This window comes from Acinetobacter sp. YH12155 (assembly GCF_013418255.1).
Lineage (GTDB): Bacteria > Pseudomonadota > Gammaproteobacteria > Pseudomonadales > Moraxellaceae > Acinetobacter > Acinetobacter indicus.
The window spans coordinates 132,928-155,890 of the sequence record NZ_VPCK01000006.1 but is presented as its reverse complement, the minus strand read 5'-3'; the positions used below and the strand labels follow the sequence as shown (position 1 = coordinate 155,890).

General features: G+C 47.9%; 18 protein-coding genes and 1 pseudogene. 10 read left to right on the top strand and 9 right to left on the bottom strand.

From position 1 onward, the window contains the following. The first annotated feature begins 95 nt into the window (after positions 1–95). From FTU86_RS06195 to FTU86_RS06185, 3 genes are all read left to right on the top strand, one after another. Positions 96–1,112 (top strand): aspartate carbamoyltransferase catalytic subunit, encoded by a 1,017-nt coding sequence (locus tag FTU86_RS06195; RefSeq protein WP_180036636.1) that lies wholly within the window; start codon positions 96–98, stop codon positions 1,110–1,112. Between the two features lie 10 nt (positions 1,113–1,122). Next, positions 1,123–2,358 (top strand): dihydroorotase, encoded by a 1,236-nt coding sequence (locus tag FTU86_RS06190; RefSeq protein ID WP_005177048.1) that lies wholly within the window; start codon positions 1,123–1,125, stop codon positions 2,356–2,358. Between the two features lie 149 nt (positions 2,359–2,507). Beyond that, a complete protein-coding gene (locus tag FTU86_RS06185) occupies positions 2,508–3,962 on the top strand; it encodes an OmpA family protein (RefSeq protein ID WP_180048283.1) in 1,455 nt (484 codons plus the stop codon). A gap of 122 nt (positions 3,963–4,084) precedes the next feature. Here the strand turns inward: FTU86_RS06185 and FTU86_RS06180 are convergent, their stop codons facing one another. The 7 genes from FTU86_RS06180 to FTU86_RS06150 all read right to left on the bottom strand — a co-directional run bounded on the left by FTU86_RS06180 (position 4,085) and on the right by FTU86_RS06150 (position 12,057). Further along, on the bottom strand, positions 4,085–4,723 hold the full coding sequence (locus FTU86_RS06180; RefSeq protein ID WP_005177056.1) for a CoA transferase subunit B: 639 nt from the start codon (positions 4,721–4,723) through the stop codon (positions 4,085–4,087). Positions 4,724–4,726: 3 nt separating this feature from the next. Beyond that, positions 4,727–5,431 (bottom strand): CoA transferase subunit A, encoded by a 705-nt coding sequence (locus FTU86_RS06175; RefSeq protein ID WP_127799225.1) that lies wholly within the window; start codon positions 5,429–5,431, stop codon positions 4,727–4,729. Between the two features lie 96 nt (positions 5,432–5,527). Next, positions 5,528–6,430, bottom strand: coding sequence for a hydroxymethylglutaryl-CoA lyase (locus tag FTU86_RS06170; RefSeq protein WP_104469901.1), 903 nt, complete (start codon positions 6,428–6,430; stop codon positions 5,528–5,530). Continuing rightward, positions 6,427–8,421 carry an acetyl/propionyl/methylcrotonyl-CoA carboxylase subunit alpha gene (locus FTU86_RS06165; RefSeq protein ID WP_180036633.1) on the bottom strand — a complete coding sequence of 665 codons (1,995 nt, stop codon included), beginning with the start codon at positions 8,419–8,421 and terminating at the stop codon, positions 6,427–6,429. Before FTU86_RS06165 ends, FTU86_RS06170 begins: the two co-directional genes overlap by 4 nt. A gap of 20 nt (positions 8,422–8,441) precedes the next feature. Further along, positions 8,442–9,236 carry an enoyl-CoA hydratase/isomerase family protein gene (locus FTU86_RS06160; RefSeq protein ID WP_180036632.1) on the bottom strand — a complete coding sequence of 265 codons (795 nt, stop codon included), beginning with the start codon at positions 9,234–9,236 and terminating at the stop codon, positions 8,442–8,444. Between the two features lie 12 nt (positions 9,237–9,248). After that, a complete protein-coding gene (locus tag FTU86_RS06155) occupies positions 9,249–10,850 on the bottom strand; it encodes a carboxyl transferase domain-containing protein (protein WP_180036631.1) in 1,602 nt (533 codons plus the stop codon). Positions 10,851–10,884: 34 nt separating this feature from the next. After that, positions 10,885–12,057 (bottom strand): isovaleryl-CoA dehydrogenase, encoded by a 1,173-nt coding sequence (locus FTU86_RS06150; RefSeq protein ID WP_005177068.1) that lies wholly within the window; start codon positions 12,055–12,057, stop codon positions 10,885–10,887. A gap of 147 nt (positions 12,058–12,204) precedes the next feature. On the opposite strand from FTU86_RS06150, the gene FTU86_RS06145 reads away from it, so the two are divergent. From FTU86_RS06145 to FTU86_RS06125, 5 genes are all read left to right on the top strand, one after another. Then, complete coding sequence (locus tag FTU86_RS06145) at positions 12,205–12,834, top strand: TetR/AcrR family transcriptional regulator (RefSeq protein WP_005177074.1); 630 nt, start codon at positions 12,205–12,207, stop codon at positions 12,832–12,834. Positions 12,835–12,936: 102 nt separating this feature from the next. Next, positions 12,937–14,625 (top strand): AMP-binding protein, encoded by a 1,689-nt coding sequence (locus tag FTU86_RS06140; protein ID WP_104488771.1) that lies wholly within the window; start codon positions 12,937–12,939, stop codon positions 14,623–14,625. A 178-nt stretch (positions 14,626–14,803) separates the two neighbouring features. Next, positions 14,804–15,475: a class I SAM-dependent methyltransferase gene (locus FTU86_RS06135; protein WP_180036630.1), complete on the top strand. Its 672-nt coding sequence runs from the start codon at positions 14,804–14,806 to the stop codon at positions 15,473–15,475. A 63-nt stretch (positions 15,476–15,538) separates the two neighbouring features. After that, positions 15,539–16,336, top strand: a complete 798-nt coding sequence (locus FTU86_RS06130) for a thioesterase family protein (RefSeq protein WP_104469905.1) — start codon at positions 15,539–15,541, stop codon at positions 16,334–16,336. 84 nt (positions 16,337–16,420) lie between these two features. Further along, positions 16,421–17,197, top strand: coding sequence for a Rossmann-like and DUF2520 domain-containing protein (locus tag FTU86_RS06125; RefSeq protein WP_180036656.1), 777 nt, complete (start codon positions 16,421–16,423; stop codon positions 17,195–17,197). A gap of 156 nt (positions 17,198–17,353) precedes the next feature. Here FTU86_RS06125 and trmB read toward each other — a convergent pair whose 3' ends face one another. Beyond that, positions 17,354–18,070 (bottom strand): tRNA (guanosine(46)-N7)-methyltransferase TrmB, encoded by a 717-nt coding sequence (trmB, locus tag FTU86_RS06120; protein WP_075166682.1) that lies wholly within the window; start codon positions 18,068–18,070, stop codon positions 17,354–17,356. 194 nt (positions 18,071–18,264) lie between these two features. On the opposite strand from trmB, the pseudogene FTU86_RS06115 reads away from it, so the two are divergent. After that, positions 18,265–20,590, top strand: a pseudogene (locus FTU86_RS06115) (ExeM/NucH family extracellular endonuclease). 69 nt (positions 20,591–20,659) lie between these two features. On the opposite strand, the gene FTU86_RS06110 reads toward FTU86_RS06115, so the two are convergent. After that, positions 20,660–22,105 (bottom strand): SulP family inorganic anion transporter, encoded by a 1,446-nt coding sequence (locus FTU86_RS06110; RefSeq protein ID WP_005177090.1) that lies wholly within the window; start codon positions 22,103–22,105, stop codon positions 20,660–20,662. 218 nt (positions 22,106–22,323) lie between these two features. Here FTU86_RS06110 and FTU86_RS06105 point away from each other — a divergent pair, with 218 nt between their 5' ends. Continuing rightward, positions 22,324–22,935, top strand: a complete 612-nt coding sequence (locus FTU86_RS06105) for a glutathione binding-like protein (protein ID WP_160243377.1) — start codon at positions 22,324–22,326, stop codon at positions 22,933–22,935. The last annotated feature ends 28 nt before the right edge of the window (positions 22,936–22,963 follow it).

The following is a 22,963-nucleotide window of genomic DNA, read 5'->3' as shown; positions in this document are numbered from 1 at the left end:
CTTGGCAGGAAAAGGGCTTTAAATGTTGAAATCTTCAGCGCCATCTTTTGGGAATCTCTGTATAATACGTTGACTTAACGTATAAGGAATCTCTCATGCACTTGGCGGCATTGCATACTCCGAGCCAGATTCAACTCAATAAAGATGGAAATCTAAAACATTTCATCACCATCGAAGGGCTTTCCAAACAAACCCTCACCAAAATTTTGGACACCGCGCAGTCCTTTTTTAATGACCAAAATCAGCTGATCACTAACAACCTGCTGGAAGGTCGTACGGTTATGAACCTGTTTTTTGAGAATTCAACCCGTACCCGTACCACCTTTGAAGCTGCAGCCAAACGTCTTTCGGCCAACGTGCTTAACATTGACATTGCCCGTTCCAGTACCTCTAAAGGCGAAACCCTGCGCGATACGCTGTGGAACTTGGAAGCCATGGCCGCCGATATTTTTGTGGTGCGTCATTCCTCTTCAGGTGCAGCGCATTTTATTGCCAAAGATGTCTGTCCAAATATCGCGATTATTAATGCCGGAGATGGCCGTCATGCGCATCCGACTCAAGCGATGCTGGATATGCTGACCATTCGCCGTGAAACCCAAAAAGACTTTGCTGACATGAGCATTGCCATTATTGGCGATATTAAACATTCACGCGTGGCACGTTCTGATGTGGCGGCGTTGCAAACTTTAGGCTGTAAAGATATTCGCGTGATTGCACCGAATACCTTGCTGCCATTTGGTTTTGAAGAATACGGAGCCGATGTACGCCTGTTTAATAAAATGGAAGATGGCATCCGTGACTGTGATGTGATTATTACCTTGCGTATCCAGAATGAACGGATTGATTCGCCGGCGCTGTCCTCACCAGCAGAATTCTACAAAATGTATGGTCTGAACAAAGAGCGTCTGGCGCTGGCCAAACCGGATTGTATCGTGATGCACCCGGGACCGATGAACCGGGGTGTGGAAATTGATTCCAGCATTGCCGATGGTCCGCAATCGGTGATTTTAAATCAGGTGACCAATGGTATTGCGGTGCGTATGGCGGTGCTGGCACTGGCGATGCAGGGTCAGCTGCAGGAACAAGGTTTAATTGAAGCGATTGCGGTATAAGGAATCAGTCATGCGTATTGTAAAAATTGAAAATGTCCGCGTTCTTGATCCAATGCAAAAGACTGATCGCGTGCAAACGGTATATCTGGAAAATGGCAAGCTGGTTGCAGAAACAGCAGATGTGACTGAAACCATTGATGGGCAAGGCAAATGGCTGATGCCAACCATGGTCGATCTGTGCGCGCGGATGCGTGAACCGGGTCAGCAGCAGCACGGCACCTTAAAATCTGAAGGCAAGGCGGCACGTGAAAACGGTATTCTGCACGTATTTACTCCACCAGATTCCAAGCCGATTGTGCAGGACAATGGTGCTTTGATTCACGGTCTGGTCGAAAAAGCCATGCTGGATGGTGGTATTTATTTACAGGTGATTGGCGCACAAACCCAAGGCTTGCAAGGCAAACAGCCTGCCAATATGGCCGGTCTGAAAAAGGGCGGCTGTACTGCAGTTTCCAATGCCAATGCATCCTTTGCTGATGATGATGTCGTGATTCGCACGCTGGAATATGCAGCCGGTCTGGACCTGACCGTGGTGTTCTATGCCGAAGAACCGCAAATTGCCAAAGATGGCTGTGTGCATGAAGGCTTTATTGCTTCACGTCAGGGCTTGCCTATGATTCCGGCGCTGGCCGAAACCGTAGCCATTGCCAAATACCTGTTGATGATTGAAGCGACCAAAGTCCGTGCGCATTTCGGTTTACTGTCCTGTGGCGCTTCGGTCGAGCTGATTAAAATTGCCAAAGAAAAAGGCCTGCCAGTAACCTGTGATGTGGCGATGCATCAGCTGCATTTAACCGATCAGGTGATTGATGGCTTTAACTCGCTGGCGCATGTGCGTCCACCGCTACGTGCTGAAAAAGACAAAGAATTGCTGCGTCAGGGCTTAAAAGATGGCGTAATTGATGCGATCTGTACCCATCATGAACCCTTAAGCAGTTCGGCCAAAATGGCACCGTTTGCTGAAACCTTACCGGGCTTTACCGCTTTTGATACCTTTGTGCCCTTGGGTGTGCAACTGGTTGAGGAAGGTCTGTTCAGTCCATTGGAATGGGTGCATACCGTGACACTGGCACCGGCGACGGTTGCGCAAATGGCAGATCGCTGGATGCAGGAAGCCGGCTGGATTCTGATTGATCCTGAACTGGAGTGGACGCTGGACAAAGACAGCATTCTGTCCCAAGGCAAGAATACACCGCTGATTCAGCAAACCGTGAAAGGCAAGGTAATTCAGACTTTCCTGGCCTAAATTCACCTGTTCAAGAGCCAGCATTTGCTGGCTTTTTTTATGTTTTAATTTAAGTACATAAAGAAAAATACAATTATTTACAACGTCTAAAAAATGACCAGATACACTAAAAAATGCGAGTAGAACAATGACAAAAATGAGGCCATATCATGCAAACCAGATTGATAGAATTATTGAAAAATAGCGTGTCATCCATTGTGCTAGACGGGGAAACGGATTACCTCATTGAGAAAAACCGTGCCTTAAATGATTTTTATCCGGTATTTTTATCGGTGTTAAGACACCGGCCATCCCTCATTGACAGCCTGAGAAATCAGCTTAATCCGCGGCTGGCTGAAATTTTTGGTACCAACCTGAACCTGAAACAGCAGTTTCTGGAATTTAGCCGCGGTCAGGCGCCGGCAGATGAAATTGAATCCACCCTGAACCGGGCCATCGTACCAACCTTAGGTTTTTTAGAAAGCGAGGCCGGCTCGACCGATCCTGAGGCGATTGTGCATTTGCTTGATCAGCATATGCCGGACATTCAGGCTGCTTTGCCGGAATGGGCCGCTGCGCTGCTGGCCGGTTTGGGCGTCAATGCCACTGCCGGGCAGACTATTCATCAGGCGCCTGAGTTATATGAAGAGGTGCCGGAACAGAAGCGCTCGCCGTGGGTACCGATTCTGATTTTTATTATTCTGGCATTGTTACTGGCCTTTTTATTTAAAGCCTGTTCTGAACGTAATGAAGAAGAGGTGCCTGTTACCCAGGCAGCAGCGACGGAACCGGCCTATTTGCAGGTCAATACCGGTTCCAATGGCGATCTGGTCACCTGTCAGTTGTATCTGAACAATCCGGCTTATACCGACATTCTGCAAACAGAAGTTAAACGGATTTTTAACCATCCGACAGGGTGTGGGGTGAATAGCGCCAGCAATTATCATAGTGAATTTATTGATCAGGATGTGATTCCAACGGCATTGAAAATCCTGAAAGATGTGCCGAATACCAATATGACCTGGATGGGTGAGCAGATTGCGATTCAGTCCACCAATCCGGCAGATGCGCAGCGTGTGGCCAATCAGCTGCGTCCTTTGGCCAAGAATATGACCATTACGGTGCAGCAGGATCTCGATGTACAGACCGCCACACCAGCCACCACAACCGCAGCACAAGCCTTGGCTGTGATTAACCCGGATAATATTCAGGCGCTGGATGTCGCCACCGCCTTAAATCTGGAAGCAATTCATTTTGAGTCGGCATCTTCGACTGTACCGGAAGCCAATCAGCCAATTCTGGATCAGGCTGCGGCCTTAATCCAGCGTGCGCCGCATGTACATTTGACCATTAAAGGCCATACCGATGCGGTAGGTAGCAATGAAGCCAATAATCTGTTGTCCTTACGCCGTGCTGAAGCGGTACGTGATTATCTGGTACAACGCGGGGTTGATCCTTCCCAGTTACAGGCCGTGGGGTATGGCCAGCAACAGCCGATGGAACCAAATGCAACCCCAGAAGGGCAGTTCCAGAACCGTCGTATTGAGTTTGAAGTATTAAATACAGAAACCGGGGTGGTACGTGCGGTCGATGACCAAGGTATTGTCGAGAAAAAAGCAGAGTAAGGATTGAGTTAAGGAAATAGAAAAGGACGACGTCAAGTCGTCCTTTTTGGTTTAGTTGAAAAGCGGAGGTAGCGGTGGGGATGTATTCACGACCATCCGATGCCCGCTTTTAAAACCAGCCATTAAGCTGCATTACGTATTAAAGGCACCCCGGTGACTTTCTGGATTTCATCAAAACTGACCTCCGGTGCCAGTTCCACCAGCTGCACGCCGGTTGGGGTAATATCCAGAACGCCCAAATCGGTAATTACGCGATGAACCACGGCTTTACCGGTCAGCGGCAGGCTACACTGTGAAACGATTTTAGGTGTCCCATCTTTGGCGCAGTGTTCCATCAACACCACCACTTTTTGCACACCTGCGACCAGGTCCATGGCACCGCCCATACCTTTGACTTTTTTGCCCGGAATCATCCAGTTGGCCAGATCGCCCTGTTCAGAGACTTCCATAGCCCCCAGAATGGCAATATTGACATGGCCGCCACGGATCATGGCAAAAGAGTCTGCGCTAGAGAAAAACGAAGCACCTTGACGAGCTGTGACCGTCTGTTTGCCGGCATTAATCAGGTCAGCATCGACCGTGGCTTCAGTTGGGAATTCCCCAATCCCGAGCAGGCCGTTTTCTGACTGTAGCCAGACGTTGATATTTTCTGGAATATAGTTAGCGACTAAAGTTGGTAAACCAATCCCTAAATTGACATAGAAACCATCTTCCAGTTCTTGTGCGGCGCGCTGCGCCATTTGATTACGCGTCCAAGCCATGGTTTAAGCCTCCGCCTTTAAAGTCATTTGTTCAATACGTTTTTCAGGATGTGCATTTAACACAATGCGGTTGACATAAATCCCCGGCAGATGAATTTCATCTGGATCGAGCGCGCCAATCTCTACAATTTCTTCGACTTCGGCAATGGTGATTTTGCCCGCCATGGCACAGACCGGATTAAAGTTTTGTGCAGTTTTACGGAAAATCAGGTTGCCGGCCTTGTCGGCTTTATAGGCTTTGACCAGGGCAACATCGGCAGTTAAAGATTCTTCTAAGATATAATCCTGACCTTTAAACTGGCGCACTTCTTTGTCTTCCGCGATGACGGTACCGACACCGGTGGCGGTAAAGAAGGCTGGAATACCTGCACCGCCGGCACGTAATTTTTCTGCCAGCGTACCTTGCGGGGTCAGTTCAACTTCTAGTTCACCACTCAGGAACTGGCGTTCAAACTCCTTGTTTTCACCGACATAGGATGAAATCATTTTTTTAATCTGTTTGGTTTCAAGCAGCAGCCCCAGACCAAAACCATCAACACCGGCATTGTTGGAAATACAGGTCAGCTGTTTGGCACCGGTGTCTTTTAACGCGGCAATTAATGCTTCGGGAATCCCGCACAGGCCAAAACCACCCACGGCCAGGGTTTGACCATCCTGAACCACGCCATTTAAGGCGGCTTGTGCGCTGTCATAGACTTTATTTGCCATGTGTCACCTCTATTTTTATCCTTTTTTCAGCAGATTGCTGCTGTTACATCCTTGAGTGGCTTGAGGGCATTGCTCAAGCCGGGTTTTATTCGGTTATTAAGCGCAGGCTTTTTGCCAGTAGGCATTGGCATAATTGGATGGATTATTGCGCTGTAAAACATTGCTGATGTTACGGCTGGCCTGCATCAAGGCATCCAGCTGAATGCCGGTTTCATAGCCCATGTTGGACAGCAGGTAATACAGATCTTCGGTTGAGACATTGCCGGATGCGCCTTTGGCATAAGGACAGCCGCCTAAACCGGCAATTGACGAGTCAAAAACGCGAATACCTTGCAGCAGTGACTGGTAAATATTGGCGATGGCCATGCCATAGGTATTATGGAAATGACCGGCCAGCACCGTCGTATCCAGTTCGGCCAGACAGGCGTCCCAGACTTTTTTCACCCGGTCGGGTGTGGCGGTGCCAATGGTTTCACCCAAAGACACTTCATAGCAGCCCATATCCAGCAGGCGCTGCGAAACTTTTGCCACCTGCTGCGGATCAATTGCGCCTTCATACGGACAATCGACCATACAGGACACATAACCACGCACACGAATGTTGTGCGCTTTGGCTTCACGCATTACATCGCTGAATTTTTCAAAGCTTTCATCAATCGAACAATTGATGTTTTTGCGGGTAAAACTTTCAGACGCGGCGGTAAAGACCGCAACTTCTGTACAACCCACTGCTAGCGCAGATTCAAAACCTTTCAGGTTTGGCGTGAGCAGGCTGAACTGAATATTTGGATCTTTGGGCAAGCCGGCAAACAGCACATCGCTGTCTGCCATTTGCGGTACCCATTTGGCCGATACACAGGAACCAACTTCAATGGCCTGTAAACCGGTTTGCATTAAATCCAGAATCAGCTGTCTGCGGTCATCCAGGGTTAAGGGTGTTTTTTCATTTTGCAGGCCATCGCGTGGCCCGACTTCAACAATTTTGACAAATTCGCTCATGCGACTTCCTCCGCCAGCGGCTGGAATTCCACCAGCTCATCGCCAGCTTTAACCTGATCACCGGCCTGGAAGTAAGAGCTGGCCACGATGCCATCATGCGGTGCACGAATCGAGTATTCGATTTTCATGGCTTCGAGGGTCATCAGGACATCGTCTTTTTTGACTTTGTCATTGGCCGCGACCAGTACCTGAGTGATGACACCCGGCATTGGCGCAGTCAGGTTGTTTTCAGCACCTTGTTCATCATCCTGGTTAAATACCGGTTTTAGATAGGTAAATTTATAGCTCTGGCCATTCTGGAACAGGGTAATGCCATGTTCAGTCTGGCTAAAGGCCAGTTTTTGCTGTTTGCCGGCCAGCTTGAATTGCAGGGTATGCGCATCCAGTAACTGACCCTCAAGCTCAAAAGTCTGACCCTCATACTGTGCGACAAAGCCATGTTCTTGTGCTGCAAACTGGATATTTAAGGTTTTGTCATTACATTGTAATTTGATTGTCTGCCCCGATTGCAGGTTTAAACGCCAGAAAGCATTGGTCTGCCAGACCGGATTGCTGGCGCTCGGGTTCTGGGCCAAACGTGACAGCAATTCGATGAAGGCCGCGCTGACCACTAGCGTACTGTTCAGCTCTGTGGCCGGTTTTAGCAGGAATTCTTCTTCGCGCTGAATCAGGCCAGTATCCAAATTGGCATTCTTGAAAGAATCGCACAGTACCAGACGATCCAGGAAGGCAATGTTGTTGCCCAGACCATCGACATGGAACTGACCTAAAGCATGGTGCATTTGCGTTAATGCTGCTTCACGGTTTTTGCCCCAGACAATCAGTTTGGCAATCATCGGGTCGTAGTAGGTGCTAATTTCATCGCCTTCAACAATACCGCTGTCGACACGTACCGCTTCATTTTGTGCTGGATAATGCAGATAGCTGATTTGACCAATCGCCGGAATAAAGCCTTTTTCAGGTTCTTCGGCATAAACACGTGCTTCTAAAGCATGGCCGTGAATCTGTAATTCATGTTGCTGTTTCGGTAAAGGTTCACCGAACGCGACACGTAACTGCCATTCCACCAGATCCTGACCGGTGATCATTTCAGTGACCGGATGCTCAACCTGTAGACGGGTGTTCATTTCCATGAAATAAGCAGTACCGTCTTGCTCGACAATAAACTCGACTGTACCGGCACCGACATAATTTACTGCACGTGCAGCGTCAATTGCGGCTTGGCGCATCGCTTCAAGTTTATCTTCAGGCATTTTAGGTGCAGGTGCTTCTTCCAGAACTTTCTGGTGACGACGTTGCACAGAGCAATCGCGTTCAAACAGATGCACATAATTGCCATGTGTATCACCGAAAACCTGAACTTCAATATGGCGTGGCTGCACGACATAGCGTTCAATCAATACATCTTCATTGCCGAAACTAGAACGTGCTTCGCTTTTACAGGAAGCGAGTGAACTCAGAAAGTCTTCGCTGCGCTCGACCAGACGCATGCCTTTACCACCACCGCCGGCACTGGCTTTGATCAGTACCGGATAGCCGATACTATCGGCTTGTTGTTTCAGGAAATCGGCATCCTGATTGGTACCATGATAGCCTGGGGTTAACGGTACACCGGCTTGTTCCATTAAGGCTTTAGAGGTGGCTTTTAAACCCATCGCCAGAATGGCGTCAACTGGCGGGCCAATAAAGACAATGTTGTTGTCCTGACAGGCCAGTGCAAACTGGTCATTTTCAGACAGGAAGCCATAACCTGGATGAATAGCCTGAGCACCTGTAGTTTTTGCTGCCTGAATAATACGTTCAATCTGTAAATAACTTTGTGCAGCAGGCGATTCACCAATATGGATGGCTTCATCTGCCAGTTTGACATGCTGTGCCTGAGCATCTGCATCTGAATAGACTGCAACAGTTGCAATCCCCAGTTTTTGGGCAGTACGAATGACACGGCAGGCAATTTCACCACGGTTGGCAATTAAAATCTTTTCAAACATCGTTAGGATCCTTCTAGTTGTTATGCCGTGGTCTTGATCCAGGCCGGGCTTTTTTTGTTTAAAAATGCATTCAGTCCATTTTTCGCCTCATCTCCCTGGCGAACGTGGGCAATATGCTGTGCGGTTTGCAGCAAGAGGTCCTCGGTCAGGACTTGCTGGTTCACCATCTGAATGAGCTGTTTCGATGCATGCTGTGCTTCTGGGCCACCGAGTAATAAGACCTGCACAATTTCATCAATTTTGCTGTCCAGCTGTTCCGGTGCGGTCACTTCATGTGCCAGACCAATAGCGTGTGCCTGTGCTGCAGAAATCCGTTCAGCAGTTAAAAAGTAACGTGATGCCTGACGTGCGCCAATGGCACGAATGACATAAGGGCTGATGGTGGATGGCGCCAGGCCTAAACGTACCTCAGAGGTGGCAAATTTGGCATCGGTGCTGGCCACACAAATATCACAAGCTGAAGCCAGACCCATACCACCACCAAAAGCAATACCATGGACACGGGCAATGGTGGGTTGTTTCAAGGTAGCCAGACTTTGTAGCATTTTTGCCAGTTTTAAAGCATCGGCTTCATTGTCTGCCTGTGAGGCCTGACCGGCCTGTTTCATCCAGTTCAGGTCGGCACCGGCAGAGAAGCTCTTGCCACGACCGGCCAGAATCACCACACGTACATCAGCGCGGGTATTCAGTTGCTGAAAGCAGGCGTGTAATTCTTCAATGACCTGCGTATTAAAGGCATTGTGCAGTTCGGCACGGTTAATCCACACCGTGGCCACCTGATCTTGCTGTTCGAGTTGTAAAAATTGATAATCCATTTTTGTCACCTCTTACATGCGGAACACGCCGAATTTGGTTGGCTGGATTGGGGCATTTAATGCCGCCGCCAGACTGAGCGCCAATACTTCACGTGATTGTGCTGGATCAATAACACCATCATCCCATAAACGCGCAGAAGCATAATATGGATGACCCTGACGCTCATACTGGTCACGAATAGGCTGTTTAAACTGATCTTCTTCTTCCGCTGACCAGCTGCCGCCTTTGCTTTCAATCTGGTCGCGTTTTAAGGTCGAGAGTACACTCGAAGCCTGCTCACCGCCCATCACCGAAATACGCGAGTTTGGCCAGGTCCACATAAAGCGTGGTGAATAGGCACGGCCACACATACCGTAGTTGCCGGCACCAAAAGAACCGCCAATCACCAGGGTCAGTTTCGGTACATTGGCTGTCGCCACCGCCATCACCAGTTTGGCACCATTTTTGGCAATACCTTCATTTTCATACTGACGGCCAACCATAAAGCCGGTGATGTTCTGAATAAACAGTAGGGGAATGTTGCGCTGGGTGCACAGTTCAATAAAGTGTGCGCCTTTTTGTGCCGACTCGGAAAACAGAATCCCGTTATTGGCAATAATACCAACCGGCATACCGTACAGTTTGGCAAAGCCGGTGACCAGCGTGGTCCCAAAACGTGCCTTGAACTCGTCAAAACGTGAACCATCGACAATACGGGCAATCACTTCACGCACATCAAACGGTTTACGTGCATCAGTCGGGACAATGCCGTACAGCTCTGACGCATCGAATAATGGTGCTTCGACATTTTTCGGCTGCGGATTTGGTTTTTTATTTAAATTGGCGACGATGTTGCGGGCAATCGCCAAAGCATGTTCGTCATTTTCTGCCAGATGATCGGCCACCCCTGATAAACGGGTGTGTACATCACCACCGCCCAGATCTTCACTGCTGACCACTTCACCGGTGGCAGCTTTCACCAGTGGCGGGCCCCCCAGGAAAATCGTACCCTGATTCCGCACAATAATGGTTTCATCGGACATGGCAGGGACATAAGCACCGCCAGCAGTACAGCTGCCCATCACCACGGCAATCTGGGCAATGCCCATGCTCGACATGCGCGCCTGATTGTAGAAAATACGGCCGAAGTGGTCACGGTCTGGGAACACTTCATCTTGCAGCGGTAAATAGGCACCGCCAGAATCGACCAGATAGATACAGGTCAGATGGTTCTGCTCGGCAATTTCCTGAGCGCGTAAATGCTTTTTCACAGTCAGCGGATAATACGTTCCGCCTTTGACTGTCGCATCATTGGCAATGATCATACAGGTCACGCCATTGACCTGACCGACACCGGCCACCACACCGGCAGCAGGCACATCATCCTGATACACCTGATAGGCAGCCAGCTGACCAATTTCAATAAAAGCCGTACCCGGATCAATCAGGTGGTCAATCCGTTCACGTGGTAATAATTTACCGCGATCCAGATGTTTCTGACGTGCAGTTTCACCACCGCCCAGGGCAATTTTCTGGACTTTCTGTTTCAGGTCATCGACCAGGGTTTGCATCGCTGCGTGGTTGTTTTTGAACTCTTCGCTGCGAATATTGATTTTGCTCTGTAATTGATTCATGCCAACATCCTTGTCTATTCTTGTGATTTATTTTTTAGGCAGTTTCGTTAAACAGTTCGCGGCCAATCAGCATACGGCGAATTTCCGAGGTGCCTGCACCAATTTCATAGAGTTTGGCATCACGCCATAAACGTCCAGCAGAAAATTCATTGATATAACCGTTCCCACCTAGCGTCTGAATGGTTTCACCGGCCATCCAGGTGGCTTTTTCGGCTGCATATAAAATTGCGCTGGCAGCATCTTTACGCAGGCTGCGGCTATGCTCGGCTTTGTCACATTCTGCACCTACGGCATAGACCAGTGCTTTACAGGCCAGCCAGGTCGAATACATATCAGCAATTTTGCCTTGCATCAGCTGGAATTCGCCCAGTGCCTGACCAAACTGTTTACGCTCGTGGATATACGGAATCACGGTGTCTAGGCAGGCATCCATAATGCCCAGTGGGCCTGCGCTTAATACAGCACGTTCATAGTCCAGACCACTCATCAGCACTTTTACACCATTGCCGACACCGCCGAGGACGTTTTCTTTCGGTACGCGCACGTTGTCAAAGAACAGTGGATAGGTATTCGAGCCGCGCATGCCCAGTTTGTCCAGGTGCGTACCGTGGCTAAAGCCCGGCATGGTTTTTTCAATCAGGAAAGCGGTCATGCCTTTGGCGCCGGCTTGGGTATCAGTTTTGGCATAGACCACCAGCACATCTGCATCGCCACCGTTGGTGATCCACATTTTTGAACCGTTTAGCAGATAATGATCGCCCTGATCTTCAGCTTTGAGTTTCATGCTCACCACATCGGAGCCGGCATTCGGTTCTGACATGGCCAATGCGCCGACATATTCACCTGAAATCAGTTTCGGTAAATAGCGCTGTTTCTGTTCTTCGTTACCATTACGCTTAATTTGGTTCACACATAGGTTAGAATGTGCCCCGTAGGAAAGGCCAATGGATGCTGAGGCACGTGAAATTTCCTGCATGGCAATAATATGTGCCAGATAACCGAGGTTGGTGCCACCATATTCCTCACTTACAGTCAGACCGAGTAAACCCATGTCCCCAAACTTTTTCCAAAGATGAGCAGGGAATTCGTTGTCACGGTCGACCTGTTGAGCAATTGGTGCGATCTCTTTTGCACAAAATGCAGCAACTGAATCACGAAGGGCGATCAGTGTTTCATCCAAACCGAAATCCAAGCTTTGTAAATTCATTTCTTCATCCATCCTGCGGTTATATTTGTTGTTTCCAAAAAAGCATTTTTGTTGTGCTTGGTTTTTAACATACATCGAAAATTTAAAAAAGTGAACTAAAATTCACAAAATGATTTACAATTCATTTTATCTGGTTGAGAATAAGATATGAGTTATAAAAGATCATCATTGATGCAGGAACGAATGGAACAGAATCGCCTGTCGATTTTGCAGTCCGCTCGTGAACTAATTGCTCAAGGGGGCTTTAAAGAGGCGTCGATTCAGGCCATTGCGGAACGCGCCGGTGTATCTACCGGTCTGGTCTATCGATATTTCGAAAACAAAAGCCAGATTTTAATTGAAGTGTTGTCGAATGCGATTCAGCATGAGGTTGAAATTTTGAACCACATTGCCGGCTCGGATTTATCGCCAAAACAGAAATTGCAAAAATCTGTTACAACTTTTGTGAAGCGTGCCATGAACAGTCCCCAACTGGCGTATGCGCTCATGTTTGAACCGGTTGATCCGGAAATGGAACATGAACGTTTTCGCAGTAAACAGCTGATCAAGCAGAGCATTAAGGAAATTTTGGCTGAAGGAAAAGTCAATGGTGAGTTTGAGTTTGAAGATTTGAACACCGCCGCACTGGGCGTGGTTGGCTCTATGACTTTTGTGGTGATTGAACCTTTAAACCCATCTCGCAATGTGATGTTTGATCAAAACTATAAGGATTACTTTGTCAAACAGATTGCCGATTTTTGTGTGAACGCAGTACGACGACAGGAGGGAAGTGAGTAAAAAACGATAAAAACGGCAGGGAAGACAGACAGGTAGTCGTGGTTCAAAAACAATTAGTAGAGTTGAAAATCAGAATTACAAAGAATCAAGGAGAACGATTCAATGACACAAGTACGGTTAAGCTACGCCTACGGAACGAGCAGCCAGCCTTTACTGGGCACAACGATTGGTGAAAAATTTGATCAGGCTTGCGCGCAATACGCCGAACAGGATGCGGTGGTCAGCCTGCATCAGAATGTGCGTTTGAGCTACCGGCAGTTGCAAGAGCAGGTGAATGCCTTTGCCTGCAGTTTGCTGAAACTGGGCTTTCAAAAAGGTGACCGTCTTGCAATCTGGTCGCCGAACTGCGTGGAATGGACCATTACCCAGTTTGCGGCCTTTAAAGCCGGCATTATTCTGGTGAACCTGAACCCGGCCTATAAAAGCAATGAGCTGGAATATGTACTGAATAAAGTGTCGTGTAAGGGACTGGTGATTGCCTCGCAGTTCAAGACCACCAATTATCAGGAGATTCTGACCAAAATTGCCCCGGAGCTGAACCAGGCAGCAAGCAAAGTGCTGAAAGCCGAGCGCCTGCCGCATCTGAAACATATTATTAAAATTGATGATCAGGAACATGCCGGATTACACCGCTTTCAGGATTTACTGACCCCGCCAAGCAAAAAAATGCTGCAAAAACTGCAGCAGATTTCTAGTGAATTGCAGTTTGATGAAACCATTAATATCCAGTTCACATCGGGCACCACCGGGAATCCGAAAGGCACCATGCTGACCCATAACAACATTTTAAATAATGGCTATTTTGTTGGTGAAGCAATTCATCTCAGCCCGGCAGATCGGGTCTGTATTTCAGTGCCATTATTCCACTGTTTCGGGATGGTGATGGGGAACTTGGCCTGTATCACTCATGGTTCAACCATGGTCTATCCATCAGCCGTATTTAACCCGCTGGATACTTTAAAAGCCATTCAGCAGGAAAAATGTACCGCCGCTTATGGCGTACCGACCATGTTCATTGCCATTTTAGAGCATGAACAGTTTGATGAGTTTGACCTGTCAAGCTTGCGCACCGGTATTATGGCCGGCAGTCCATGTCCGCAGGAAATCATGCAGCGCGTGATTGACCGCATGCATATGTCGGAAATTACCATCTGCTATGGCATGACTGAAACAGCACCGGTAAGTGCGCAAAGTTCAACGGAAGATTCGGTGGAACGTCGCGTCAGTACCGTAGGCCGAGTCCATCCACATCTGGAAGTCAAAATTGTCGATGAAGAGGGCAAGGTGGTACCACGTGGACAGCTCGGTGAACTCTGTGTTCGCGGTTATTCGGTAATGCTCGGCTATTGGGAAGATCAGGAAAAAACCGCAGAAGTGATTGATGCTGCACGCTGGATGCATACCGGTGATATCGCTGAAATGGACGATGAAGGCTTTGTCAAAATTAAAGGCCGGATTAAAGATGTGGTGATTCGTGGCGGTGAAAACCTGTTCCCGAAAGAAATTGAAGATTTCCTCTATACCCATCCGGCGGTTTGCGATGTACAGGTGATTGGCGTACCTGACCATAAATATGGCGAAGAACTCTGCGCCTGCATTATCTTGCATGAAAACGACCCTTGCACAGAAGAAACCATTCGCCAGTACTGCGCCGAGCATATTTCACACAATAAAGTGCCACGTTATGTGCGTTTCTTTAGCGAGTTTCCAATGACGGCATCGGGTAAGGCGCAGAAGTTTAAGCTGCGTGAATTTATGCGTGAAGAGTTAAACCTAAAAGAAATTGCTTGATTCATGCAGGCATCTAATCACATGACAGGGCGACAGGGATATCGCCGGTCATGTGATTGAATCTCGGGGAAAATCAAATCAGAGCAAAATTGCTTTGCTTTCTGCGAGCTGTCATGACTTTCCAACAAGAATGATCTTCGCAAGTCTATTCAAGAGTCAGAGGTAGAGTGAGTTAAAGATGGCCAAAAACTTTCACAGTGAAGTCATTGTCGCCGGCTATGATGATCACATCCGTAAACTGATTCCCGGCTATGAGCTGGTACATCAACAGATTGATGCCATTCTAACGGCAGAATTACCGGAAACTGCGCATATTCTGGTGGTCGGGTGCGGGACAGGCTATGAGCTGACCTATTTATTGGCGCATCATCCACAGTGGCAGATTACCGCCATTGATCCCTCCCGTGCCATGCTGGAACAGGCACAAAATACGATCCGCTCAATTGCAGGTGCCGAGCGGGTGCAGTTTATTCAGGCCGATACCCAGAGTTTAGAGTCCCCTCAGCCTTTTGATGCGGCACTGGCCATTCTGGTGGCGCATTTTATTCCCATGCCGGCCAAAGCCGATTTCTTTCAGGACATCTGCCAGCGCTTAAAACCGGGTGGTGTTTTCTTCAGTTATGACCTGATGCAGCCTGAAACATTGGCTGAACAGCAAGTGCTGCAGCATGTAGCGGTGCAACAGGGCTTAACAGTGAGCCAGAGTGAAAAGATGATTGCACGTCTGGATGATGATTTTGAACTGGTTTCGGCTGAACAGACCAAAGACGTATTAACAAAAGTCGGATTTAAAAGTTGCAGGGTTTATTGTCAAATCATGAATTATTATGGTTTTTTTGCACGAAAATAAACGAAACAGAGGCTACACAGGCAGGTAGCACACAGACCAAAGAGCAAGGAAGTAGGGAAAATAATGTCGGCATATTACAGTTTTATCAGACGTGAACAGCATGCAGATGGCAGCAGCACAGCTTATTATGAATCGAATATTCATGCTCAGGGCGCGTGGAATCCGCATGAGCAGCATATGGCACCTGCCACCGGTATTCTCTGTGCAGAGCTGGAGCAGTTCCAGCCACGTGCAGAAATGCGCATTGGCCGGGTCGGGCTGGATATTTTTGGGCTAATTGCCTTTGGTGAATTTTCGATTACTACCCGCATGATTCGCCCAGGCAAAACCATTGAGTTGATTGAAGCGGAAATGTGTGCCAATGGCAAAACCTGTATTGTGGCACGTGCCTGGAAAATGCTAACCTCCGACACTCGGGCCATTGCCGGTCTGGAAGATTTACCGGCAGAAAGTCCGGACTATTTACCCGAGTGGGATGGCATGCGCTGCTGGCCAGGCGGCTATATTCAAAGCATTCAGACCCGTGCCCATCTGGACCATCGTCCGGGCAAAGGCATTGTCTGGCTCAGTAATCAGCTTGAAATGATTGACGGCCAGCCGACATCGGATTTTACCCGCTTGATGGGTATGGTAGATACTGCCAATGGCGTGGTGCCACGTCAGGACCCAAATGCCGGTTGGGGTTTTCCAAACCTGGATTTGCAAATTCATCTGCACCGCTTGCCGCAAGGCCAGTGGCTGGGCCTGGAAGTGGTACAACAATATGGTGAAGACGGTATTGGTCTGACCAGCGGTATTTTACATGATATTCATGGGCCATTTGGACGCAGTGAACAGATTCTGACCTTAAGAAAGTTCTAAAACTGGCTCAAATTTATCAGGACGAATTGATTCGTCCTTTTTTTATTGGCATGCTGTGGGCAGTTTAAAATATAGATGAAACAGATGCGAATCGGGATTATTGGCGCGGGACGGGTAGCACATCATCTGGCACGGGCATTGAGTGCACGGCACCAGATAGTACAGATTTATAGCCGCAGTTTGGATAAGGCAGCGCAGCTGGCACAGCAGGTACAGGCCAGTGCAATTCATAGCCCTGAACAGTTTGATGCGACACTAGACTTGGTGATCATTGCGGTGAGTGATCAATCCATTGCCGCGGTGATTGAGCAGGTGCATCCTCATTTGCCTGAAGTGCTGATGGTCCATACCTCCGGCAGTACCTCGATGCAGCTGTTACAGCAGGTACATGCACGTGCCGGAGTATTTTATCCGCTGCAAACCTTTAGTCTGGAACGTGAGATTGACTGGTCCAATACCCCTTTATTTATTGAAGCGGCAGATGAAGACGATCAGGCTGTATTGTTGCAGCTGGCCAATGAACTCAGTCAGCGGGTTTATGCCTATAGCTCCGAGCAGCGCTTGAGCCTACATCTGGCCGCGGTGTTTGCCTGTAATTTCAGTAATTATTGCTATGACATGGCCCGGCAAATTGTTGATGCCCAGCAGGTCGATTTTAGTCTGCTGTATCCGCTCATGCTGGAAACGGCACAGAAGGCCATCCAGGCCGATCCTAAAATCATGCAGACCGGCCCGGCCATGCGTGGTGATCAGAATATTTTACAGATGCATCAGCAGTTATTGGCTGATGCGCAGCGACCTGATTTACAGGCGGTCTATCAACTATTCAGCCAGCAGATTTTAGAACGTCATCAGTCATAAAACATTGTTGTTATCTTCGGTTTTATACTGGTTAATCGAGTCGTTGATCTGATCTTTTAAATCACTTTTGACTGGTAGATCATCTATTTTGTCTAATCTCAAGATAGGGACGTATAAAAAAAGCGCTGAGATTTCAGCGCTTTTTCAACTTTGTGATTAAGAAATTTTCTTAAAGATAAAGTCGTTAATCTTGTGACCGGCTTCAATACCGCGGCGTTCAAATTTGGTTTGCGGGCGCCATTCCGGACGTGGATAGCTGTTGCCTTTGCCTGCCAGGTTTTCTAAACGGGAACGGTTGTCCAGCACGTCCAGCATCCATTCTGCATACGGTTCCCAGTCAGTTGCTGCATGGAAAGTGCCGCCCATTTCCAGTTTTTGCTCGACCAGTTCCATACGTTCATCCACCACAAAACGGCGTTTGAAGTGGCGTTTCTTCTGCCATGGGTCTGGGAAGTACAGTTGTACGGTGTTAATGCTGTTGTCTGGCATTTCACGCAGCACCTGAATTGCATCGGCATCCAGGACGCGCAGGTTGCTTAAACCGGCCGTGCCTGCTTCATATACGCACTGGGCAATACCTGGCACATGCACTTCAATACCCACAAAGTTACGCTCCGGATTGGCCTGTGCCATTAAGACCAGTGAACGGCCCATCCCAAAACCGATTTCCACCGTTAAAGGACGTTCTGGATGTTCAAAATGCTGACGTAAATCGCCAACCGGATATTCCAAAATTAGGTGACCATATTGTTCAAGCGCAGTACGTTGAGAGGTGTTGAGTGGTGAGGAACGACGCATAAACGTCACAATTTCACGGTGCTCGTTTAAGTTGTCCAGCTCGACGACTTGCTGGTCTAATTGATCATTCGACATAACTTTGGCAATCGTAAAAAATTCAAATGCGGTATTTTAAGTCCTGAGCAGTTGAAGTCAAATTTTTTCATGCATTGCGCTATTTTTTTCACGGCAGCTGTCATGAAAATGCAGAAATAGTTTCATCAAATGTTCATACATCTGTCATGTCTAAAAAATAGCCTGAATAAGCTTTAACAACTGATAAAAAAACAATGAAATTACATACTTTATGCTGGGCCATGGCACTCATGGGTTGTGGATTTTCTGCACATGCAGAGCTGATGTTCAGTCAATATGTCGATGGTACGTCGAACCGTAAGGGACTGGAGATTTATAACCCTGATGCGACAGCGGCCGATTTATCTCAGTATCAAATCAAGATTTTTTCCAATGGCTCAACCACAGCCGGACTGACGGTGTCTTTAGAGGGAGTGTTGCCGGCCAAAGCTGAATATCTGGTCGGGCGAAGTGAATTGGAGCTGGTGCTGGGCGATCTGGTCAAAAAAATCGCAAGTCTGAATTTTAATGGTAATGATGCGGTTGTGCTGTATAAGCATAATACACCGGTCGATCGTTTTGGTGTGCTTGGACAGACTACGAGTTGGGCAGAGGGCACCAGTTTAAGCCGCAATAAAACCACGCATAGTGTTAGCTCAGTTGACCCAACAGCACCTTTTGATGTGAACAGTGAATGGACGGCCTGGTCTGACCGGAATGCTTTTAGTCAGTATTTGCTGCCAGAAGGAGAGCAGCCACCGCCTGTGACGGAAACGATTAGCTGTAGCAGTTCTGATACTGCCATTGCCGATTTGCACAGTGCCAGCAAGAACCAGATCTATACCGTGCGTGGGGTGATGACCGCAGATTATCGTTATAGCAATGGTTTTTCCGGTTTTTATCTGCAAACGCCAGATAGCAAAGCCAAACCAAACCTGAATAATGCGATTTTTGTTTATATTCCGGCCAGCAGCCAGATTAAAGGCGGGCAGGTTGGAGAAGAGGTGATTTTACGTGGCCGCCTCACTAGCTATCAAAACCAGCTGCAGCTGGACCAGCTGACTCAGGAGATTCAAACCTGTAATCTGCAAGCGGCAAGCTGGGTGGCACCAAAAACAGTAAATTTACCCTTTGAAAGCCTGACGGATATTCAGCAACACGCACCGCAGCGTTATCAGGGTGCACTGGTTAAACTGCCGCAAACTCTGACCGTCAGTGAAAACTATAATTATGGCCGTTATGGCGAGCTGGCCCTAAGCCTTGGGCGCTTATATATGCCGACCAATCTGTATCCTGCCAAATCCGACGAAGCACTCAGCCTGGCCAAGCAAAACCTGCTATCCAAAATTATTCTGGATGATGGCTATAACAACCAGAACCGGACGCCGTGGTTGCCGCTGAACTTTAATGCGCAAAATACCTTAAGAGTCGGCTATGAGCTGCAAAATGTAGAAGGGATTTTGGAATATCGCTTTAACCAGTGGCGTATTCAGCCTGTTCAGGGCAGAACCTTGCCGAATATCGTGGCAGACAAAAATGAGCGCAGCAGCGTCAGCGCCAAAAATACTGCCCAGATTCGTGCTGCGGCCTTTAATGTCCTGAACTATGACAATGGGGCGGCACAAGGCTTCCCGACCGAGCGCGGTGCAAAAACCAAAGCAGAGTTCGACAAGCAGCATCAGAAAATTGTCAGTGCCTTAAAAGCCATTGATGCCGATGTCTATGGCCTGAATGAAATTGCCAACAATGGTTATGGCCCAGACAGCGCCATTGCCTATTTAACCCAAAGTCTGGGGCCAGACTGGAAGTATGTGACACCGCCAAATGCAGATCGCTTGGGCACCGATACCATTGCCGTAGCCATGATTTATAACAGCAAACGCCTGACGCCGGTGAATGCCGCTGCCGTGTTTGATGATGGTACACAATTGAACCGTGTCACCATGGCGCAAAGTTTTAAACCTGTGGCGGGTGGCGAAAGCTTTACCGTAATTAATGCAATGGCTGGCGACCAATCCAACCAAAGTAACGCAGCCCAATGTCCTGATTCTGGGCGACTTAAACAGTTATGCCAAGGAAGATCCGATTTTGGCGCTGGAAAAGGCCAACTATAAAAATCTGTTTAATGATGAAAAAATCGGACAGGGCAAACAGGCTTATAGTTATGTGTTTGGTGTAGCCAGTAATACCCAGGGCTATGGCGGCGCCGGTAATTTAGACCATGCCATTGCCGATGCGCAATTGTATCCACGGGTTAAACGTGCTTTTGCATGGGCCATTAATGCCGATGAACCGACGGCGCTGGCCTATAACGAAGACTATAAAACTGCCGAGCAGATTCAGGCCTTTTATAGCCCGGATGCTTTCCGTTCATCTGACCACGACCCGATTATTATTGATCTGGACCTGTCAGATGCACCGGCAGAGCCAAAGCCAGCGGAAGACTCCAAAGCGGATACCCATGGGGGGAGTACCGGTCTATGGTCATTATTGGGATTATTCGGTCTGAGTGCTGCGGCTTGGTTACGTCGCCGTAAATAAGGCGGGTATTGATCTGCCATAAAAAAACGCCTGATTATCAGGCGTTTTTTTATGTGGTTTTACTCAAGCTTAATTCGGACTTAATTTATCAATCAGGGTGTCACTGGCTTCATTCAAGCCAATCAGCTCGACCTGAATCCCGCGAGCTTCAAATTTTTGCACCACGGTATTCAGCATATTCACTGAGGTTAAATCCCAAATATGCGCGTGAGTCAGATCAATCTTTACCTGTTGCAGATTTTCCTTAAAGTCAAAGAACTGGAAAAACTTGTCCGAGCTGCTAAAGAAAATCTGTCCGGTAATCTGATAACGGCGTGTATCCTGTACGCGTTCAGACTGAACTTTGACTTCACTTTCCAGCTTATTCACCAGGAATAAGGCCGACAGCAATACCCCAACGAAAACACCCAAGGCCAGGTTGTGTGTGGCCAGTACAATCGCCACCACGGTCAGCATCACAATATTACTTTGCTTTGGATGCTTGCTAAAGTTACGCACCGAATCCCAGTTAAAGGTGGTAAAGGCCACCATAATCATAATCGCCACCAGCGCCGCCATTGGAATATAAGCCAGCCAGTCTTTAAAGAACACCACCAGACACAGCAGGAAAACGCCGGCGACCAAAGTCGAAAGACGGGTACGTGCACCAGAGCTGACGTTAATAATCGACTGGCCAATCATGGCACAGCCGGCCATCCCGCCCATAAAACCGCTGACAATATTGGCATAGCCCTGACCACGACATTCCTGATGACGGTCACCTTCAGTTTCCGTCACTTCATTCACAATGGTGGTGGTCATCATGGTTTCCAGTAAACCCACTGTCGCAAGGGTGATGGAATAGGGGAAAATAATCGCCAGTGTTTCAAAATTCAGCGGAATTTCAGGAATTAAAAATACCGGTAAGGTGTCTGGAAATTGTCCCAGATCACTCACCGTACGCATATCGGCACCCAAAAATAGCGCCAGCAGACTCAGCACAATAATGCAGATTAACGGTGAGGGCACCGCCTTGCCAATTTTAGGCAGATAGGGAAACAGATAAACTACCGCCAGCCCCAGGCCGACAAAGACATAGCCCCACAGATCCATTTGCATCAGCTCTGGAAGTTGCGCGACAAAAATTAAAATCGCCAGCGCATTCACAAAACCATAGACCACCGATTGCGACACAAAACGCATCAGCTTGGCCACTTTAAAATAGCCGGCCACCACTTGAATGATTCCGGTCAGTACCGTTGCCGCCAGCAAATATTGCAGCCCATGCTCTTTGACCAGGGTAATCATCAGCAGCGCCATGGCACCTGTCGCGGCCGAAATCATTGCCGTGCGGCCACCAAAAAAGGCAATGGTCACGGCAATACAGAAGGAGGCATATAGGCCAACTTGTGGATCGACACCGGCAATTGCAGAAAAGGCAATGGATTCAGGAATCAGGGCCAGCCCCACCACCAGACCGGCCAGCACATCGGTCCGGATATTGGAAAACCACTCTTCTTTTTTCAGACTAATCACAATCGGCTTTTCATGAAACTTTAAAGGCGACTATGGTAAAACAAATGAAGTGAAAAAAGCAGCCGCAATCCACTTGAAAAAGCGCCGCGCTTGCTCAATATTGAAAAGGTAAATGTTTTTTACGCATTTACGCTTTTTTGCAATTTACAGGTTCGATCACTTGAAAGTTTGTTAGAAGCCATTTAAAACAGTTAGTAGTTATATAACAAGGATCAGATATGAAGCTTTATTATTCACCGGGTGCATGTTCTTTAGCGGCCCATATTATTTTAAATGAAATTAATGTAGATTTTGATTTAGAACGTGTCGACCTGAAAACCCATAAAACCGAAAAAGGTCATGATTATTACGAAATTAATCCAAAAGGCTATGTTCCGGCGCTTGAGATTAATCCAGGTCTAATTCTGACCGAGAACGTGGCAATTTTACCGTTTCTGGCCCAGCACGATCCAAAACAAGATTTAATTCCGCCATCTGGCATGGGCCGTGCCAAAGTGCTGGAATGGTTAGGTTATCTCAACTCGGAACTGCATGATGCCTACGCGGTATTCTTCGGTGGCCAGTTAACCGATGATGAAAAAAATAAAGCCTATGCTGAAATTGACCGTCTGTTAAGTTATATTGATAAAACTATTGATGAATCAGACAATGAGTATCTGGTCGATGATAACTTTGGCCCGGCCGATGCCTATTTATTCGTACTGACCAACTGGTCGAACCATATTCATCATGATTTAACCCCATATACCCATATTATTGCGCTACGCAATAAAGTGGCCGAGCGTCAATCGGTGCAGATTGCCATGCGTGATGAAGGCTTGATTCCTTGATTCAGGTCTAAAAACCGCAATAAAAAAG

What these genes read in the sequence shown, in the direction of transcription:
- FTU86_RS06195 (WP_180036636.1), top strand. Translation starts at nt 96, where the DNA reads ATGCACTTGGCGGCATTGCATACTCCGAGCCAGATTCAACTCAATAAA.
- FTU86_RS06190 (WP_005177048.1), top strand. Translation starts at nt 1,123, where the DNA reads ATGCGTATTGTAAAAATTGAAAATGTCCGCGTTCTTGATCCAATGCAA.
- FTU86_RS06185 (WP_180048283.1), top strand. Translation starts at nt 2,508, where the DNA reads ATGCAAACCAGATTGATAGAATTATTGAAAAATAGCGTGTCATCCATT.
- FTU86_RS06180 (WP_005177056.1), bottom strand. Translation starts at nt 4,723, where the DNA reads ATGGCTTGGACGCGTAATCAAATGGCGCAGCGCGCCGCACAAGAACTG.
- FTU86_RS06175 (WP_127799225.1), bottom strand. Translation starts at nt 5,431, where the DNA reads ATGGCAAATAAAGTCTATGACAGCGCACAAGCCGCCTTAAATGGCGTG.
- FTU86_RS06170 (WP_104469901.1), bottom strand. Translation starts at nt 6,430, where the DNA reads ATGAGCGAATTTGTCAAAATTGTTGAAGTCGGGCCACGCGATGGCCTG.
- FTU86_RS06165 (WP_180036633.1), bottom strand. Translation starts at nt 8,421, where the DNA reads ATGTTTGAAAAGATTTTAATTGCCAACCGTGGTGAAATTGCCTGCCGT.
- FTU86_RS06160 (WP_180036632.1), bottom strand. Translation starts at nt 9,236, where the DNA reads ATGGATTATCAATTTTTACAACTCGAACAGCAAGATCAGGTGGCCACG.
- FTU86_RS06155 (WP_180036631.1), bottom strand. Translation starts at nt 10,850, where the DNA reads ATGAATCAATTACAGAGCAAAATCAATATTCGCAGCGAAGAGTTCAAA.
- FTU86_RS06150 (WP_005177068.1), bottom strand. Translation starts at nt 12,057, where the DNA reads ATGAATTTACAAAGCTTGGATTTCGGTTTGGATGAAACACTGATCGCC.
- FTU86_RS06145 (WP_005177074.1), top strand. Translation starts at nt 12,205, where the DNA reads ATGAGTTATAAAAGATCATCATTGATGCAGGAACGAATGGAACAGAAT.
- FTU86_RS06140 (WP_104488771.1), top strand. Translation starts at nt 12,937, where the DNA reads ATGACACAAGTACGGTTAAGCTACGCCTACGGAACGAGCAGCCAGCCT.
- FTU86_RS06135 (WP_180036630.1), top strand. Translation starts at nt 14,804, where the DNA reads ATGGCCAAAAACTTTCACAGTGAAGTCATTGTCGCCGGCTATGATGAT.
- FTU86_RS06130 (WP_104469905.1), top strand. Translation starts at nt 15,539, where the DNA reads ATGTCGGCATATTACAGTTTTATCAGACGTGAACAGCATGCAGATGGC.
- FTU86_RS06125 (WP_180036656.1), top strand. Translation starts at nt 16,421, where the DNA reads ATGCGAATCGGGATTATTGGCGCGGGACGGGTAGCACATCATCTGGCA.
- trmB (WP_075166682.1), bottom strand. Translation starts at nt 18,070, where the DNA reads ATGTCGAATGATCAATTAGACCAGCAAGTCGTCGAGCTGGACAACTTA.
- FTU86_RS06105 (WP_160243377.1), top strand. Translation starts at nt 22,324, where the DNA reads ATGAAGCTTTATTATTCACCGGGTGCATGTTCTTTAGCGGCCCATATT.